Genomic DNA, 15,774 nt, shown 5'->3' with positions numbered 1-15,774 from the left:
CAAATCGGCAGTTGCGCGAATCCTTATTCTGGGAATGGCTGGGTGTGTGCTTGGATAAGACCACACACCACTTCCACTTCGCTTGTGGCGGCGTGGCAGCAGCAGGGCAATACCTCGCCCGCCGCCACAAACGCCATCGGCATTTCCGAGTACACCACTTCGCCCGACACCAGCCGCAGCCGACACGACCCGCAATAACCGCTGCGGCATTGGTATTCTACCGCGTGTCCCGTGCGTTCCAAGCCTTCTAACAGCGTTTCGCCCTCGCGCAACACAAATTCCGTATCGGCGGTGCGTACCCGCGCCATCATAGCTCAAAGTCGCCCAAATCTTCCGCGTTTACTTTCGCATCAATTTGACCGATTAAATAAGACGAAATTTCCACTTCCTGCGGCGCAACCTGCACATTGTCGGACGACAGCCACGCATTAATCCACGGAATCGGATTTTGGTTTGCCCCCGGAAACGCCTGCGGCAAGCCCACTGCGCCCATTCGTAAATTGGTAATATACTCAATATATTGACTGAGAATATCTTTGTTCAGACCAATCATTGAGCCATCTTTAAACAGGTATTCTGCCCATTCTTTTTCCTGCTGCGCCGCTTTTTTAAACAATTCAAAACTTTCGTTTTGCAATTCGGCGGCGATTTCTGCCATTTCGGGGTCGTCTGCGCCGTTACGCATCAGGTTCAACATATGTTGGGTAGAAGTCAGGTGCAAGGCTTCATCACGCGCAATCAGCTTGATAATCTTGGCATTGCCTTCCATCAACTCGCGTTCGGCAAAGGCAAACGAGCAGGCAAACGACACATAAAAACGAATGGCTTCCAACACATTCACGCACATCAGGCACACATACAGTTTTTTCTTTAATTCGCGCAGCGAAACGGTAATGCTTTTGCCGTTTACCGTGTGTTTGCCTTCGCCCAACAGATTGTAATATTGGGTGTATTCAATCAAATCATCGTAATAGCAGGCAATGTCTTCGGCGCGGGCGATGATGTATTCGTTTTGCACAATATCGTCAAACACAATGGACGGGTCGTTAACAATATTGCGGATAATGTGGGTGTAGCTGCGTGAGTGAATGGTTTCGGAAAAAGACCATGTTTCAATCCATGTTTCCAGCTCGGGAATGGACACCAAGGGCAGTAAAGCAACATTGGGACTGCGCCCTTGAATGGAATCTAATAAGGTTTGGTATTTTAAATTGCTGATAAAAATGTGTTTTTCGTGGTCGGGCAGATTGGCGTAGTCAATACGGTCGCGGGAAACGTCAATCTCTTCGGGACGCCAAAAGAAAGACAGTTGTTTTTCAATTAGTTTTTCAAAAATTTCGTATTTTTGTTGGTCGTAACGCGCCACATTAACGGATTGTCCGAAAAACATGGGTTCGTTCAGGGCGTTGTTGGCTTCTTTGCTGAAGGTGCTGTAGTGCATGGTGAGGTGTTCGCAAGACATGGTGTTTCCAATTTAAAGCGGGTAAAAAAATCGGGGGCTATTTTACGCCAATTGCGGGGGAAGTGTAGAACGCAAAAAAACGACCGCAGCGGCGGTCGCAAAGGGATTTTTTTGTGTTTCAAGCACTCACGATATGGGCTTTATGCTGGGGATTAAGGATGACAATATTGGCATTATTCGGGCAACACCAGCACGGCTTCGGCTTCTACCAGTGCGCCTTTGGGCAGCGAGGCAACGCCAACGGCAGCGCGGGCAGGGTAGGGCTGGGCGAAATATTGTGCCATGACTTCGTTAAAGGTGGCGAAGTGGGACAGGTCGGTAAGATAGGCGTTGATTTTGACAATGTCGTCCAAACTGCCGCCTGCGGCTTGACACATGGCACGCAGGTTTTTGAAAACTTGGTGGGTTTGTGCGGCAAAATCGTTGTCGGAAACGAGTTGCATGGTGGTGGGGTCAAGCGGGATTTGTCCGCTTAAATACACGGTGTTGCCGCTGCGGACGGCTTGGCTGTATGCGCCGATGGCGGCGGGGGCTTGGTCGGTGTGGATAATGGTTTTGGACATGATGTGCCTTTCGCAAGGTGGAGAAAAGGGTATTATAGCGGTTGCAGCGGAGCGGGGGAAAGGTTGTGAACGGTAAGGCATGGTGTGTTTAAGAAATTGGCTTTATCGGGGCAATACGGATAGGGATATTGTTTGACGGGATAAAAGCGCCGATAATTTGTATTTTTCTGTTTTGAGTGTGCCGCCATGACTGTTTCTGCCCCACCGCCACCCGCGCCCACCACGCAAACGCATCAGGCTTTGCAGTTTGCTTATGATTTTTTTAACCGCAGCCTGTTTCACGGACAACTGCCGCCGTGTTTGATTTCGCTGCAACGCAAGGCGAAAACGCAGGGTTATTTTTCGTTCCGCCGCTTTATTGACGACAACGGGCGTTATACCGATGAAATCGCGCTCAATCCTGAATTTTTCGGCGTGTTGCCTGTGTTGGATACGCTTTCTACACTGGTGCATGAAATGTGCCATTTGTGGCAGCAGCATTTTGGCAAACCGGGGCGGCGCGGTTATCACAATAAAGAATGGGCAGACAAAATGGAAGCCATCGGGCTGATGCCTTCCGACACCCACAAACCAGGTGGCAAGCGCACGGGCGAGCACATGGGCGACTATATTATTGAAGACGGGCTGTTTATGCAGGCAGCGCGGAATCTGCTGCGTACCGAGTTTTCGATACATTGGTATGACGTGTATCCGCCCTATTCGGCATCGTTTGGTCAGGCGATGACGCACACGCAATATTTGAATATTGACGGCGATTTAAAACGTCCGCCTGCCTTGGCAGTGGAAAAGGGGATGCGCCCGATGTATCAATTGCCACAACAGCCTTATCATCTGGTGCGCGAACAGCCTTTGGCATTGCTGACGGGACAGCCTTCGCCCTATCACACGCCCGCGCCGCCGCCTGCTGCCCCGCCTGCGCCTGTGGATTTACCTGAAGTGTTGGACCCCGCTGCGGTGCGCCGTTTGCTGTACGCACAAGACGGCGCAGCCAGCGAAAACCGCAGCAACCGTTTGAAATACCAATGCCCGTCTTGCCTGAATGCAGTGTGGGGCAAACCCAAACTCAATATTATTTGCGGCGATTGTTCGGTGCATTTTGAAGTGTGTTCGTAAGGCAATTTGTCGGCATTTCGCCACAACTACCCAGCATGGCAGACACAGGCGCAACGGCGCGGACGGGTTTTGTTATAATTTGGCGGTTTGATGACCTGTTTTTTATTCTGAATTTTTATTTATGAAACACATTCACATTATCGGCATTGGCGGTACGTTTATGGGCGGGCTGGCGGCATTGGCACAGGCAGCGGGCTTCCGCGTGAGCGGCTGCGACGGCAAACTCTATCCGCCGATGAGCACCCAGTTGGCACAATTGGGCATTGACGTTCATGAAGGCTACGATGCCGAACAGCTTTCTTTATTTCCTGCCGATGTGTATGTGATTGGTAATGTTGCCAAACGCGGCATGGCGGTGGTGGAAGCGATATTAAATCAAAACCTGCCTTACACTTCCGGACCGCAATGGTTGGCAGAAAATATTTTACAAGGCAAACAAGTGTTTGCTGTAGCAGGTACGCACGGTAAAACCACCACGGCATCCATGTTGGCGTGGGTGCTGGAGTGCAGCGGACACGCAGCGGGTTTTCTGATTGGCGGCATTCCGCAAAATTTTGGTATTTCTGCCCGTTTGTCCGCAAACCATTCGCCTTATTTTGTAATGGAAGCAGACGAATACGACACCGCGTTTTTTGACAAACGTTCCAAATTTGTCCATTACCGTCCGCGTGTGGCGGTGCTGAACAATCTGGAATACGACCACGCCGATATTTTCCCCGATTTAAACGCCATTCAAACCCAGTTTCACCACTTGGTGCGTACCGTACCCGCGCAGGGGCTGATTGTTGCCAACGCGCGCGAAACCGCGCTTGCCGACACCCTGCAACGCGGTTGCTGGTCGCCCGTTGTGCCGTTTGGTGACAGCACGGGTTGGCACGGCGGCACAGCGGATGCCGACGGTGCGTTTGACGTGTATTACCAAGGGCAGAAACAAGGGCGCATCACATGGGATTTAAGCGGCGAACACAACCGCTTAAACGCGCTTGCCGCCATTGCCGCTGCCGCGCATATTGGTGTGGACGCTGCGGCTGCCTGTGCCGCGCTCAGCCGTTTTGAAAACGTGAAACGGCGCATGGAAATCAAAGGGCGCGTGGCGGATATTACCGTGTATGATGATTTCGCCCATCATCCCACCGCCATTGCCACCACCGTGGCGGGTTTGCGCCACAAAATCGGCGCGGCGCGTTTGCTTGCCGTGCTGGAACCGCGTTCCAACACCATGAAATTAGGCACGATGAAAGCTGCTTTGCCCGAAAGCCTGCGCGATGCTGACCATGTGTTCTGCTACGGCGGCGGTGTGGATTGGGATGTGGCAGACGCGCTTGCCCCTTTGGGCGACAAACTCAGTTGCGACAGCGATTTTGACCGTTTTGTCGCCCAAATCGCCGCGCACGCACAGGCAGGCGACCATATTTTGGTGATGAGTAATGGCGGTTTTGGCGGCATTCACGGCAAATTGTTGGACGCATTGGCGCAACGTTTTATAGTTGATTAAAATCGCAACGATACCGCGAACGCCCTGATGTACTGCCCGTACACGGCGGGCGTTTCCGCCTTGTCTCGTTTTTATTTTCATCAACTATAGCAGTTAAATCATGAATAGCTTTCCCCGCGCTTTTGCGATATTGGGCGCAACCGCCACAGGCAAAACCGCGCTTGCCCTGCATATTGCCAAGCACTTCCCCTGCGAAATCATCAGTTTGGACAGTGCGCTGGTGTACCGCGACATGGACATCGGTACCGCCAAGCCCACGCCCGCCGAACGTGCTGCTGTTCCACATCATCTGATTGATATTATTAGCCCTTTACAAAGCTATAGCGCAGCAGAATTTGTGGACGACTGCACCCGTTTGGTGGCGGAAATCCGCGCCCGCGGGCGTATTCCGCTGATTGTTGGCGGTACAATGATGTATTTTCAGGCATTAACGCAAGGGCTGAATGCCTTGCCTGCCGCTGATGCCGCTGTCCGCGCCGAGTTGCAAACCTTAAAACAACAACACGGACTGCCTTTTTTATACCATCAATTGCAAGAAATTGACCCCGAAACCGCTGCCCGCCTAAAGCCTGCCGACAGCCAACGCATTGAACGTGCTTTAGAAGTGTGGCGACTGACGGGCAAGCCATTAAGCCAGCATCTTGCCGAGCAGCAACACACGCCTGCCGTGCAGCTGCATACGCTGGTGTTGATGCCAAACGACCGCGCCGAGTTGCACTGCCGCATTGCTCTGCGTTTTGAACAAATGTTGGCGCAAGGCTTTGTCAATGAAGTGGAAAATCTGAAAGCGCGTTATCCTGAATTGCACGGCGGATTGCCCGCGCTGCGCTGCACGGGCTATCGGCAGGTATGGGATTTCTTAAACGGCGCAAGCACTTATCCGCAGTTTGTGGAACAGGGCATCGCCGCCACACGCCAGCTTGCCAAACGCCAGCTGACATGGCTGCGCCGTTTGCCTGCCGATACTGTGGCAGACCCGTTTGCGCTGTCATCCGCGCAGTTGGCAGATGTGGCGTTGTCTGCCTTGCAAACATTTGAAAAGCAATTATAAAAAAACAACCGCCGCTGTGTTTGGTAACAGCGGCGATTTTTAAAAATATATAGTTGATAAAAATAAAAACGAGACAAGGCGATAACGCCTGCCGTGTACGAGTAGTACATCAGGGTGTTGGCAACGCCGTATCGTTGCGATTTTAATCAACTATATTTATTTGGCGGCGTGCGAAACACAACCCAATGTTACCGCATTTAATTTATCGTTAAACGCCGCTTCGGGGCGCATGATTTGGCTGATGATTTTATCGGGCTTGCCACCTGCTTTTTTGCTGACTGCACGCGCCTGTTCTTCAGTAGCGAACGGTCCTGACCACACATCTTTTTCAGGCGGAATATCAGCATAATACACCGTTTGTTCGGCGGGGCTGTAGCGGCGCAACGCTTGTTTGATTTTGCTGAAATCGTCTTGAATCACCAAATACGGCGTTTGCCAACCCAAAAGCTCGTTGCGGCTTTCGGTTTCTACACGCACCGCCAACATGGACACGGGCATGCCGTGGTAAGCGGCTTTGTGCAGCGGCATCAGATAGTGCATATCCGACCAGCCTTCGCCCGTGTCCAACTGCACTTTTACCGCGCCCAAAGTGTCGTCAAACGGCGCGGGCAGGGTAGGCTTGAAACGCAGCGAATCTTTTTCCACACAGGCTTTATCGATTTCGCCGCTGTCGTTGACACATGATTCAAAAGGAAAATCAAATTTCATTGCCAAGCGGTTGATGGCGGAATCGGGGCGGCACATTTCGTCTGCCAGCGCCGACCAATCCACTGCATCGTCTGCCACCTGTGCCGCCGATGCCGCAGACGGCGCATCTGCATCTTTTATCGGCGGATTTTTCCACATAAAAAACAATGAAGTCAGCACCACGCCGCCGAAAAACGCGCCAATGTGAGAATAATACGGGCGTAAGGTTTGGTGTAGGCGCAGGGCAAGCGGTTTCACTTTTACGGCAATTGCTTTGCCTTTGGCGGCGAGTGGTGCAAGTTTTTCTTTCAATTTCATTGTGATGCCCCTTTAGCTTGAGTAGCCAGCGTGTTCAGACACTGTTTGTCGCGTGCGGTAAACGCGGCTTCGCCACCCAATAACGCCAATTGCTGCGGCGCGTCCAATTTGGCAAACGAACGGATTTGTTCCGCACTTAATTTTTGCAAAGGCTCGTCCCACATGCAGCGGCAGTATTCGCCCACCAATTTGCCCTCGCTGTCTTGCAGTTTGCGCGACTGCAATTGCTGCTGCCAATGCGGGGCAAACGGTACGTTTTTGATGCAGCTGTCGATAATGGCGGCTTTGGCGCGGGGTTTGCTCATGCCGCATTGGCTCAAAAAGAACAAGCCCGCAAACAGCAGTGCGATGACCCGCAGCCAAATCATGATGGTGCGGTATCGGCGTGAGGGTTGCGGTGTTTCGTTTGGGGTGGTTTCGGTCATGCGGAAATCGGGTGGAAACAGAATGGGCGCATCTTACACATTACATTGGCAATTGTACAGATTGCCAGCCAAACAAAAAGGCTTGAATCGGGACTTCAAGCCTGTATATGTGTATGAATAATTTCTAGTTTTTAACAAACAGATAACCCAAGCCGCGCACGGTTTGAATCAATGAAGGGTCGCCCAGTTTGTGACGGATGCTGGAAATATGCACGTCAATGCTGCGGTCAAATTTGGCAAGTTTGCGGTCAAGGGCTTCCAGCGACAGGGTTTCTTTGCTGACAACTTGTCCCGCGTGGCGCATCAGGGCTTCCAGCAGGTTAAATTCGGTGCTGGTTAATTCCAAAGGGGTGTCGCCGATGGCGGCTTGGCGTTTGGCGGGATACAGGGTTACGTTGCTGACCGACAGGCTGTTGGCGGTGCTGCCGTTGTCGCTGCCTTGTTGGGCGCGGCGCAAAATGGCGTTGATACGCGCCAGTAGTTCGCGGGGGGTGCAGGGCTTGGGAACATAGTCGTCCGCGCCCATTTCCAAGCCGATAATGCGGTCAATGTCGTCGCCTTTGGCAGTCAGCATGATAATGGGGATTTTGCTTTGGGCGCGGACGGTTTTGAGAACGTCCAAGCCGCTCATTTTCGGCATCATCGAATCCAAAATCACCACATCGTAGCCGTTGCCGCCGAGAATTTCCTTCACGCCGCTTTCGCCGTCGGGCATGCGGTTCACTTCCAAACCTTCGGCGGTCAGGTATTCGGCGAGCAGTTCGGTTAGGGTATCGTCGTCATCGACCAATAATACGCGGCTCATGATTGTTCCTTATGTGACGGATGAGGGTTCAAAACGCGGTATCTTAACAGTTATAGGCGTTTATTCCTAGCGTGGCGGGCGGGGCTTTTGCGTGTTTTTGCAAAAGGCGGATTGTCTTAACAATTGGGTTTTAGCGGTAGCCGTCCAGCACATCGCCCGAAAACGGTGTCCAAATCACGGCGGTTAAGCCGCTTTTTTTCAACACATTATTGGTCCAGCTATTGCAGGTGTTGAATAGATGATAACGCCCGTTTGCTTCGTAAAACAGGTCTTTATCGCCATAACCTGCGGCGGCAAACACGGCTTCGCCGTTGGGCGAAAGCGGCAGCGACGCACGGATTTGCTCAACAATACGGGCGTATTCGGCGGCACTGACGTGTATGGAAACGGTGCGCCGCTTGTCGGTAATCAGTGCAGACGGATAATAGGAAACGTGCATCACGCTCTGCCCCGTGCCGCTCAAGGCTTCCAAGGCAGTCAGCGCGTCCAAATCGCCCCAAGTGCGGGTGTGCAGGAAAAAACGGCGGCTGCCCCAACCAATGCCAATGTATTCGGCTAATTCGGCGTGCAACGGGTCTGCCAAACGCTGCGGCGGAAACACGGTGTGCCAGTCGTGTCCGTTTTGGCGCACGGGCAACACAATATCGCTGTGTACGCCGTTGTCCACCAAAAAGATTTCAATATCGCCCATATCGGGCGAACGGCTGGCGTGAACGGGCAAGTTGCCCAGCAGCAGGGCGGCGGCAAAATACAAGCCGACACACCAGCACAGGGCAAGCAGAGTGATTTTCAGCGCGCGCATGGCAATAATCAGGGCTTAAGCTTGGCTTTGACGCGCCTGCCATTCGGCGGGGGTGGCAGCGGTGCTGATGGACAGGGCATGCAGTTCGTTGCTTGCCAATTGCGCCGCCAAACCGTCTTTAATCAGGCGGTGACGCGCCAAGCGGTTTTTGCCTTCAAAAGCAGACGAAACAATCACGGCAAAAAAATGGTGTCCGTCGCCTTCCACTTCAATGTGTTCGCAGGCAATCAGTTGTTCAATCATGGCTTTGACTTGTTCGGGGTGCAGCATGGGTGTTCCTTAATATCGGGGTTTATTTTTTCAAGATGTATTTTCGTACGGCGGCATTGTGTTCTTCAAGCGAATGACTGAAATAACTCTTGCCACTGTTGTCCATTTTGGCAACAAAATACAGGTATTTGGCATCGCTGGGGTGAGCGGCGGCGTGCAAGGCGTCTTTACCAGGGAGGGCGATGGGGGTAGGCGTGAGTCCGCTGCGGGTATAGGTGTTGTAGGGGGTGTCGCGCTGCAAATCGGCGCGGCGGATATTGCCTTTGTAATCGTCGCCCATGCCGTAAATCACGGTGGGGTCGGTTTGCAGGCGCATACCAATGTTCAAGCGGTTGCGGAACACGGCGGCAACGTGGTTGCGGTCGTCGGGGTGTCCCGTTTCTTTTTCCACAATGCTTGCCATAATCAGCAGTTCGTAAGGATTTTTATAGGGCAGGTCTTTTTCGCGCCCCTGCCATGCCTGTTGTAAACGGTTTTGCATGGTGCGATAAGCGCTGCGGTAAATTTGTAAATCACTACTGCCTTGGTCGGCTTCATAGCTGTCGGGGAAAAATAATCCTTCGGGGTGCTTGTAGGCGATGTTGGGGTCGATGGCTTTGAGCAGTTTTTCATCGCTCCAACCTAGGGTGTCGTGCTGCAAATCGGGATTGGCATCCATGATTTTACGCATTTGGGCAAAGCGCATGCCTTCAATAATTTTGACTTTGGTGGTTTGTGGGCGTTGTTGCAGCAGTTGTGCCAGCTGCCATGTGGAAACATTGTTTGGAATTTTGTAATTGCCCGCGTGCAGGCGTTGGCTCAAACCTTGAAAACGGGCAGCAAAGGCAAATGCCAAGCGGTTGTGAATAATATGGTTGTCTGCCAAGCGGGACGATACGGCAGATATGCCTTGCCCTTTTTCAATTTTAAGCACGAAAACGCCGTTATTGCTTTTGGGGACGAAGAGGGCGGTGGCAAACAGTGCGGCGGCAACAATGCCGAGTAATGTACCTAATAAGATGATTTTTTTCATCAATATTCCTTTGGGTTAACATGTCGCCATTGGCGGCGACAAGATAAGGTTTGGGCTATGCGGTGCTGCGGAACAGCTCCGTGTTTGAATATCCTGCACGGCGGGTGCAGAAAAGTGTTTTTACGGCATATTTTTTAGAAACTGTAATTAAGTTTTTAAAAATCAGTTGGTTATATTAAAATTTAAACGCGGACACAAGTGTGGCGCGTTTGCATCGTTTTGGTGGGGGCAGGCGGATTTTATTGGCAGCGCTCAGGCAGGCAACAGTATAATCGCCAACGGGCGGACTTTGCTGCCGCGTGTGCGGCGCAGCCGAATAAAACCCGCAGTATAAAGGATATGCCCGTTCGGAACAAATGGCGCGGCGCATTCCCGATATAGGGCGGACAAGGGCATAGCAAACTTGAGAAAAGCCTGAAGTTTGATTATGATGGCGGCTGATTATTTTTTAACTCGAGATGAAGGCAGATTCGATTATGTTTCATTCCCAATTTTCCTGCGCGATGACGGTTACTGCCGCTCTGGTCTTGAGCGCGTGCGCCGCCCAGCATCAGGCACCCGCGCCCGTAGTAGCCGGCGGTTTTGACGGCGCGGTCGGCGGCGTGGCGTATAATCCCTATACTACCGTTGATTACTCCGCTACTACTCCCGTTCCCCCCCCTGTTGCAGGTTCTAATCCTTACGGTGCTGCCCCCTATGTGCCTTCTGGCAGCGCGGCGGTTCCGTCTAATATTTACAATCCTGCTGTTGCCCCCCTGCCGCAGATTCCCGGTTTGAAAGGCGTAAACAGCGTTGGGCAGACCGTGGGCAACGTAAACGGTCATTACATCGGCAACTATGCCCCTGTTGACCCCAATGCCAGCACTCACCGCGTCAGCGCGGGCGACACCGTGTACAATATTGCCAAACGCTACAACATCAGCCAAGACAGCCTGCGCGCGTGGAACAATATGCACGACAACACCATCAGTATCGGGCAAGTGTTGCGTGTCAAAGCCCCCGGCAGCAAACCTGCTCCTGCTGTTAAGTCTGCACCTGCCATCAACCCCGTTTTCACTCCCCCGCCCGTACCCAAAAAATCATCCGTGCCCGATATTCCCTCTTCACAAATCGTGTGGACCTCGCCCGTCAGCAGCGGCAGCATCATCCGCTCGTTTGGCGGCGAAAACAAAGGCATTGACGTAGCAGGCACGCGCGGTCAGCCCGTCTTGGCCGCCGCAGACGGACAAGTCGTGTACAGTGGTACTAACTTACGCGGTTACGGCAACTTGGTGATTATCCAACACAATGCCGTTTACTTAACCGCTTACGGACACAACGATGCACTGCTGGTGCGCGAAGGTCAATATGTCCGCCGTGGTCAGCAAATCGCCCGCATGGGCAGCAGCGATTCCAGCAGCGGTGTCAAACTGCATTTTGAAGTGCGCGAAAACGGCAATCCCGTTAATCCCGCCCGTTTTGTGAAATTCTAAACGGCACAGCTAACCCGATTTCAGGATATCCCGCAGCGGCATATCCTGATTTTTTTGGAAGAAAAACCATGATTATCGTGATGTGCGCCGATGCGGACGAACAAGACATCAGCCAAGTGGTATCGGCAATCCGCAGCAAAGGTTTGCGCGAACACATTTCGCGCGGCGACGAATGCACCATTATCGGCGCGTTGGGCGACGAGCGCGTTTTTGATACCGCGCAAATGGAAGCCCTGCCCAAAGTACAAAAAGCCATTCGTGTGGTACACGATTGGCGTTTGGTCAGCCGAGAAGCACAGGCGCACGATACCGTTTTAACCGTGCGCGGCATTCGTTTTGGCGGTGGAAACAAACAGCAGGTACACAGCGGCGGCGATGCAAGCAGCAGCGCATCTGCCGTGTACCTTGACCCGTTTTTTGTTTCTGCCAACCCCTATGCTGCCGATTCTGAAGCCGTTTTTTCCTTGCCCGACTGCAAGCGCCACATTGAAGCCTGCCATCAGGCAGAAAAAGCCGTGTGGGTACGCATCCGCGATGGCAGACATATTGAAACCGCTTTATCCGCGCAGGCAGATGTTTTGTGTTTGGGGGGCGAAATGATGGACAACCGCAGCCTGTTACAAGAATTGGGCAGCTTAAACACCCCTGTGGTGGTGTACAAAAACAAGCATCACACCGTACGCGATTGGCTGTTGGCAGCCGAACAGGTGGTAATGTGCGGCAACCGTCATGTATTATTGGGCGAAGCTGGCACATTAAGTTTGCATGGCGAACCGCTGCGTTTGGATGCAGATGCGATTGCCAAAGCCAAGAAACTCAGCCATTTACCGATTGTGGCAGACGTTTCCCGATTGGCGCACCGTTATATGGACACGGACACTTTACAGGCGCTGGCATGGGCAGCGGGCGCAGATGTGGTGGTGGTGTAAACGTTTCAATACACAGGGCAACACATAAAGCATCGTTCTATGTGTTGCCCTGATTGGTACGGGCTTGCGTTTCGCCCGAATAAAAAGCAATCTTAATGAAATTTAAGCAGATTTCTTGCTCTGCGCCAACGCCAACAAATATTGGTCGTCAATATCCCCTGTTAAATAACAGCCGCTAAAGCAGGAATTATCAAAGCCTTCAATCGCGGGATTGAGTTGGCGAACCACGCGTTCCAAATCGTCCAGATTTTGGAAAATACAGATATCTGCGCTGATTTCGCGGGCAATTTCTTCGGCAGTGCGCCCGTTGGCAATCAGCTCTTCGCGGGTAGGCATATCAATACCGTAAACATTGGGATAGCGCACTTCGGGGGCGGCGGAAGCAAAAAAGATTTTTTTCGCGCCCGATGCGCGTACCATTTCCACAATTTCGCGGCTGGTGGTGCCGCGCACAATGGAATCATCAACCAACAGTACGTTTTTACCTTCAAACTCGCTGGGAATGGGGTTGAGCTTTTGGCGGACGGATTTTTTGCGCGTTGCCTGCCCCGGCATAATAAAGGTGCGCCCGATGTAGCGGTTTTTAATCAGTCCTTCGCGGTAGGGCTTGCCCAAGTGGTGCGCCAGCTCCATGGCGATGGGACGGCTGGTGTCGGGAATGGGCATCACCACGTCAATTTCGCTGATGTCCATGCTTTGTTTGACTTTTTCTGCCAGTGCCACGCCCATATCAGCGCGCGCCTGATGCACGGCTACGCCGTCTAACACGGCATCGGGACGGGCAAAATAAACGTATTCAAACAAACAGGGCATCAAACGGGCGTTGGGGGCGCATTGGCGGGTGTGTAATTGTCCGTCAAGGGTAACGAACACGGCTTCACCAGGGGCGATGTCGCGCAAGAATTCAAACGACAGGGTGCTGAATACCACGTTTTCTGAAGCAACGGCATAGGCGGTTTTGCCGTTTTGTTCGGCTTTGCCTAATGCTAGGGGACGGATGCCGTTGGGGTCGCGGAAAGCCAGCAAGCCATAACCTGCAATCATGGCAACAACGGCATACGCACCGCGTACCTGTGCTTGCACTTGGGCAACGGCATGGAAAATATCGTCAATTTTCAGGTGGAAAGGGGTATCGCTGTGGCTGACTTGCTGGCGCAGTTCGTGGGCGAAAACATTGAGAAAAACTTCGGAATCGGATTGGGTATTGACGTGGCGCAGGTATTGGCGGTACACGGTGTCGTGCAGTTGCGCGGTGTTGGTCAGGTTGCCGTTGTGGGCAAACACAATGCCAAACGGCGAACCTGCGTAAAAGGGCTGGGCTTCGGCTGAACTTTTGGCGTCGCCAGAGGTGGGGTAGCGCACATGGGCGATACCGGCATTGCCGAGCAGGTTACGCATATTGCGGGTGCGGAACACTTCGCGCACCATGCCTTTGTCTTTGTGAATGTGAAAACGGTTGTTTTCAAGGGTAACGATGCCTGCGGCATCCTGACCGCGGTGCTGTAAGACTTGCAGACCGTCATACAGTAATTGGTTTACGGGTTCGTGTGCTACTAATCCGAATACGCCACACATAAGGGTAAGACTCCGTGGGAAGGGTAAATCAGGGTTGAAGTTTTTCAACTTCGGGGGGGCGCCTGCGGGGTTTGCGCGGGGGCGGTTCGCTGCTGCCGTTGACATCGCGGGCGGGAAAGTGGACTTGGTCGGCAAACACTTCGGGCAGCATGGGGGTTGCGCCTTTGACGAGGTTTTCAAAAAATTCGGAAGTGTGGGCGTCGCGCCAGTCGTCTGAATAGGGCAAATTGCTGAATGAGCAGACAAAAACTGCCAAGCAGACAAATAAAATGCCTTTGAGTATGCCCAACAGCCCGCCAAGCATGCGGTTGACATTGGTGAGTTTGGCTTTGCTGATGGCAGAATGTAGGGCAAAACGCACAAAGTGCTGCAACAGCCGTGCGCCGACAAACACAATCACAAACGAACAGACCACTGCCATTTGGCGCGGCTGCATGGTGGGCAGCACGGCATCGGCAACTGATGAAGCCAGCATTCTGGCGAGTATCAGCGACACAATCCAGCCGAAAAAATTGAACAGTTCGTCAATCAGTCCGCGCGAGGTGGCAATCAGCAAACATACGGTAATGGTGCCGACGGCAAGCAGGTCAAAAAGGGTAAACATTATTTGCCGACCACTACGCCGTTCATGCCTTTGTCTTTGATGCGTTCAAGGGCATTTTTGGCTTCGTTTTGATTGGCAAACGTGCCGGTACGCACGCGGTAAACCGTGCCTTTGGCGGTTTGCACTTCTTCAATGCGCGAGCTGTAGTTGATGCCTTTGAGCTGCTGCTGCACGCGCAGGGCGTGGTTTTTGTCGGCAAACGCGCCTGCCTGAATGGTGACACGGCGGTTACCTGAAGCGGGGGCTTCGGCGGTTTTGTCGCTGCTGCGTTTGGCTTCGGTTTTGGCTTTGTCGTTGGCAGCGGTTTTGTTTTGTTTTTCCAGCTTGGCGCGTTCGGCGGCGCGTTGTTTGTCGGCAGCGGTTTGGGCTTCACGGGCTTTGGCGGCGGCGGCGTTTTCTTTGGCATTGCGCTCGGCGGCGGCTTTGTCGCTTAAGGCTTGGGCTTTTTTGCGGCGTTGTTCTTCTTCGCGCTCTTTGCTGCGTTCGGCGGCGGTGTTGCGTTTGGGGTCTTTTTTGGCATCGGCAACAAGGGTTTTGTCGCTGTTTTCTTTGCCTTTGGGGTCTTTATTCTCTTTGGCGGCTTGTTCGGCGCGTTCGGCTTCTTGTTTACGCTGCTGTGCCAAACGTTGGGCTTTGGCGCGTTGCTGACGGGCTTCTAAAGCGGCTTTTTCTTCGGGCGACAGGGGCGCGGCGGCTTGAATTTTTTTGCTTAAACGGATGGGGTCGTTTTTGCTGTCGTCAATATTGTGCAGGGGCGCGGCGGCAGAAGCTTTGTTGTCGGGATAGAGGATTTCGGCGGTTACGCGGTTTTCGGCGGTTTGCGCTTCGGGAGCAAGTGCGGGGGTAACGGGGGCGTTGTTTTGTTGCGAAGCGGCGGCAAACAGCCCGCCGGCAATCAGCACCAATGCGCCTGCACCCACCAAACGGCGGCGGTTTTTGCGTTTGAAGGATTCGTATTCTTCTACAATGTAATCACTGCTGCGGTCGGGCTGCGGGGCGGCGGCGGGCGTGGTTTCGGCATCAATAATGCCGTCGTCCTGCCCGTTATTCTGATGGTTGTCGGGCATGGGGGCATTGGGGTGGGCGGCGGTTACATCGTATTCTTGTTCGTCGTCGCCGGATGGTGTGCGGTGCATCGGTCTCATCAATTTTCCTTTTGGGTGGGCGCGGAAAACGCCGTCAGTCTGTGTT

At 53.0% G+C, this 15,774-nt stretch carries 17 protein-coding genes; 5 read left to right on the top strand and 12 right to left on the bottom strand.

Annotation, left to right across the window (positions count from 1 at the left end; genetic code table 11):
- Positions 1 to 23: 23 nt before the first annotated feature.
- The 3 genes from yfaE to H3L98_RS07815 form a co-directional block, all read right to left on the bottom strand.
- Positions 24 to 308, bottom strand: coding sequence for a class I ribonucleotide reductase maintenance protein YfaE (gene yfaE / locus H3L98_RS07825; protein WP_027021520.1), 285 nt, complete (start codon positions 306 to 308; stop codon positions 24 to 26).
- A complete protein-coding gene (gene nrdB, locus H3L98_RS07820; protein WP_027021519.1) occupies positions 308 to 1,441 on the bottom strand; it encodes a class Ia ribonucleoside-diphosphate reductase subunit beta in 1,134 nt (377 codons plus the stop codon). The genes yfaE and nrdB overlap by 1 nt, the downstream gene beginning before the upstream one ends.
- A gap of 194 nt (positions 1,442 to 1,635) precedes the next feature.
- Positions 1,636 to 2,025, bottom strand: coding sequence for a RidA family protein (locus H3L98_RS07815; protein ID WP_027021518.1), 390 nt, complete (start codon positions 2,023 to 2,025; stop codon positions 1,636 to 1,638).
- Between the two features lie 186 nt (positions 2,026 to 2,211).
- Here H3L98_RS07815 and H3L98_RS10835 point away from each other — a divergent pair, with 186 nt between their 5' ends.
- From H3L98_RS10835 to miaA, 3 genes are all read left to right on the top strand, one after another.
- Positions 2,212 to 3,138 (top strand): SprT-like domain-containing protein, encoded by a 927-nt coding sequence (locus tag H3L98_RS10835; RefSeq protein ID WP_027021517.1) that lies wholly within the window; start codon positions 2,212 to 2,214, stop codon positions 3,136 to 3,138.
- A 121-nt stretch (positions 3,139 to 3,259) separates the two neighbouring features.
- Complete coding sequence (gene mpl, locus H3L98_RS07805) at positions 3,260 to 4,633, top strand: UDP-N-acetylmuramate:L-alanyl-gamma-D-glutamyl-meso-diaminopimelate ligase (RefSeq protein ID WP_034333046.1); 1,374 nt, start codon at positions 3,260 to 3,262, stop codon at positions 4,631 to 4,633.
- Positions 4,634 to 4,733: 100 nt separating this feature from the next.
- Complete coding sequence (gene miaA, locus H3L98_RS07800) at positions 4,734 to 5,684, top strand: tRNA (adenosine(37)-N6)-dimethylallyltransferase MiaA (protein WP_027021516.1); 951 nt, start codon at positions 4,734 to 4,736, stop codon at positions 5,682 to 5,684.
- Positions 5,685 to 5,840: 156 nt separating this feature from the next.
- Here miaA and H3L98_RS07795 read toward each other — a convergent pair whose 3' ends face one another.
- The 6 genes from H3L98_RS07795 to mltG all read right to left on the bottom strand — a co-directional run bounded on the left by H3L98_RS07795 (position 5,841) and on the right by mltG (position 10,006).
- On the bottom strand, positions 5,841 to 6,689 hold the full coding sequence (locus H3L98_RS07795; RefSeq protein ID WP_027021515.1) for a hypothetical protein: 849 nt from the start codon (positions 6,687 to 6,689) through the stop codon (positions 5,841 to 5,843).
- A complete protein-coding gene (locus H3L98_RS07790; protein WP_051531990.1) occupies positions 6,686 to 7,114 on the bottom strand; it encodes a hypothetical protein in 429 nt (142 codons plus the stop codon). The genes H3L98_RS07795 and H3L98_RS07790 overlap by 4 nt, the downstream gene beginning before the upstream one ends.
- A gap of 124 nt (positions 7,115 to 7,238) precedes the next feature.
- Complete coding sequence (locus tag H3L98_RS07785) at positions 7,239 to 7,919, bottom strand: response regulator transcription factor (RefSeq protein ID WP_027021514.1); 681 nt, start codon at positions 7,917 to 7,919, stop codon at positions 7,239 to 7,241.
- A gap of 130 nt (positions 7,920 to 8,049) precedes the next feature.
- Complete coding sequence (locus H3L98_RS07780; protein WP_051531989.1) at positions 8,050 to 8,721, bottom strand: TIGR02117 family protein; 672 nt, start codon at positions 8,719 to 8,721, stop codon at positions 8,050 to 8,052.
- Between the two features lie 15 nt (positions 8,722 to 8,736).
- A complete protein-coding gene (locus H3L98_RS07775) occupies positions 8,737 to 8,991 on the bottom strand; it encodes a BolA family protein (RefSeq protein ID WP_027021512.1) in 255 nt (84 codons plus the stop codon).
- A gap of 22 nt (positions 8,992 to 9,013) precedes the next feature.
- Positions 9,014 to 10,006 (bottom strand): endolytic transglycosylase MltG, encoded by a 993-nt coding sequence (gene mltG, locus H3L98_RS07770; RefSeq protein ID WP_027021511.1) that lies wholly within the window; start codon positions 10,004 to 10,006, stop codon positions 9,014 to 9,016.
- A 473-nt stretch (positions 10,007 to 10,479) separates the two neighbouring features.
- Here mltG and H3L98_RS07765 point away from each other — a divergent pair, with 473 nt between their 5' ends.
- Complete coding sequence (locus H3L98_RS07765) at positions 10,480 to 11,475, top strand: peptidoglycan DD-metalloendopeptidase family protein (protein ID WP_051531988.1); 996 nt, start codon at positions 10,480 to 10,482, stop codon at positions 11,473 to 11,475.
- 68 nt (positions 11,476 to 11,543) lie between these two features.
- The gene (locus tag H3L98_RS07760) at positions 11,544 to 12,404 is read left to right on the top strand and encodes a hypothetical protein (RefSeq protein WP_027021508.1); all 861 of its coding nucleotides are present in this window, start codon (positions 11,544 to 11,546) and stop codon (positions 12,402 to 12,404) included.
- A gap of 102 nt (positions 12,405 to 12,506) precedes the next feature.
- On the opposite strand, the gene purF is transcribed toward H3L98_RS07760, so the two are convergent.
- The 3 genes from purF to H3L98_RS07745 are packed head-to-tail and all read right to left on the bottom strand — an operon-like array spanning position 12,507 to position 15,728.
- Positions 12,507 to 13,979 (bottom strand): amidophosphoribosyltransferase, encoded by a 1,473-nt coding sequence (gene purF, locus H3L98_RS07755; RefSeq protein WP_051531987.1) that lies wholly within the window; start codon positions 13,977 to 13,979, stop codon positions 12,507 to 12,509.
- A 28-nt stretch (positions 13,980 to 14,007) separates the two neighbouring features.
- Positions 14,008 to 14,583, bottom strand: coding sequence for a CvpA family protein (locus tag H3L98_RS07750; protein WP_051531986.1), 576 nt, complete (start codon positions 14,581 to 14,583; stop codon positions 14,008 to 14,010).
- Positions 14,583 to 15,728 (bottom strand): SPOR domain-containing protein, encoded by a 1,146-nt coding sequence (locus tag H3L98_RS07745; RefSeq protein ID WP_084481836.1) that lies wholly within the window; start codon positions 15,726 to 15,728, stop codon positions 14,583 to 14,585. The genes H3L98_RS07750 and H3L98_RS07745 overlap by 1 nt, the downstream gene beginning before the upstream one ends.
- Positions 15,729 to 15,774 lie beyond the last annotated feature (46 nt).

It is taken from the genome of Conchiformibius steedae (assembly GCF_014054725.1).
In the GTDB taxonomy this organism is placed as follows: Bacteria; Pseudomonadota; Gammaproteobacteria; order Burkholderiales; family Neisseriaceae; genus Conchiformibius; species Conchiformibius steedae.
The sequence above is the reverse complement of the archived record's forward strand: the minus strand, read 5'-3'. Positions and strand labels throughout refer to the sequence as shown.

Excerpts from the sequence above, each read along its gene's own strand:
- yfaE (WP_027021520.1), bottom strand. The coding sequence starts at position 308 with ATGGCGCGGGTACGCACCGCCGATACGGAATTTGTGTTGCGCGAGGGC.
- nrdB (WP_027021519.1), bottom strand. The coding sequence starts at position 1,441 with ATGCACTACAGCACCTTCAGCAAAGAAGCCAACAACGCCCTGAACGAA.
- H3L98_RS07815 (WP_027021518.1), bottom strand. The coding sequence starts at position 2,025 with ATGTCCAAAACCATTATCCACACCGACCAAGCCCCCGCCGCCATCGGC.
- H3L98_RS10835 (WP_027021517.1), top strand. The coding sequence starts at position 2,212 with ATGACTGTTTCTGCCCCACCGCCACCCGCGCCCACCACGCAAACGCAT.
- mpl (WP_034333046.1), top strand. The coding sequence starts at position 3,260 with ATGAAACACATTCACATTATCGGCATTGGCGGTACGTTTATGGGCGGG.
- miaA (WP_027021516.1), top strand. The coding sequence starts at position 4,734 with ATGAATAGCTTTCCCCGCGCTTTTGCGATATTGGGCGCAACCGCCACA.
- H3L98_RS07795 (WP_027021515.1), bottom strand. The coding sequence starts at position 6,689 with ATGAAATTGAAAGAAAAACTTGCACCACTCGCCGCCAAAGGCAAAGCA.
- H3L98_RS07790 (WP_051531990.1), bottom strand. The coding sequence starts at position 7,114 with ATGACCGAAACCACCCCAAACGAAACACCGCAACCCTCACGCCGATAC.
- H3L98_RS07785 (WP_027021514.1), bottom strand. The coding sequence starts at position 7,919 with ATGAGCCGCGTATTATTGGTCGATGACGACGATACCCTAACCGAACTG.
- H3L98_RS07780 (WP_051531989.1), bottom strand. The coding sequence starts at position 8,721 with ATGCGCGCGCTGAAAATCACTCTGCTTGCCCTGTGCTGGTGTGTCGGC.
- H3L98_RS07775 (WP_027021512.1), bottom strand. The coding sequence starts at position 8,991 with ATGCTGCACCCCGAACAAGTCAAAGCCATGATTGAACAACTGATTGCC.
- H3L98_RS07765 (WP_051531988.1), top strand. The coding sequence starts at position 10,480 with ATGTTTCATTCCCAATTTTCCTGCGCGATGACGGTTACTGCCGCTCTG.
- H3L98_RS07760 (WP_027021508.1), top strand. The coding sequence starts at position 11,544 with ATGATTATCGTGATGTGCGCCGATGCGGACGAACAAGACATCAGCCAA.
- purF (WP_051531987.1), bottom strand. The coding sequence starts at position 13,979 with ATGTGTGGCGTATTCGGATTAGTAGCACACGAACCCGTAAACCAATTA.
- H3L98_RS07750 (WP_051531986.1), bottom strand. The coding sequence starts at position 14,583 with ATGTTTACCCTTTTTGACCTGCTTGCCGTCGGCACCATTACCGTATGT.
- H3L98_RS07745 (WP_084481836.1), bottom strand. The coding sequence starts at position 15,728 with ATGAGACCGATGCACCGCACACCATCCGGCGACGACGAACAAGAATAC.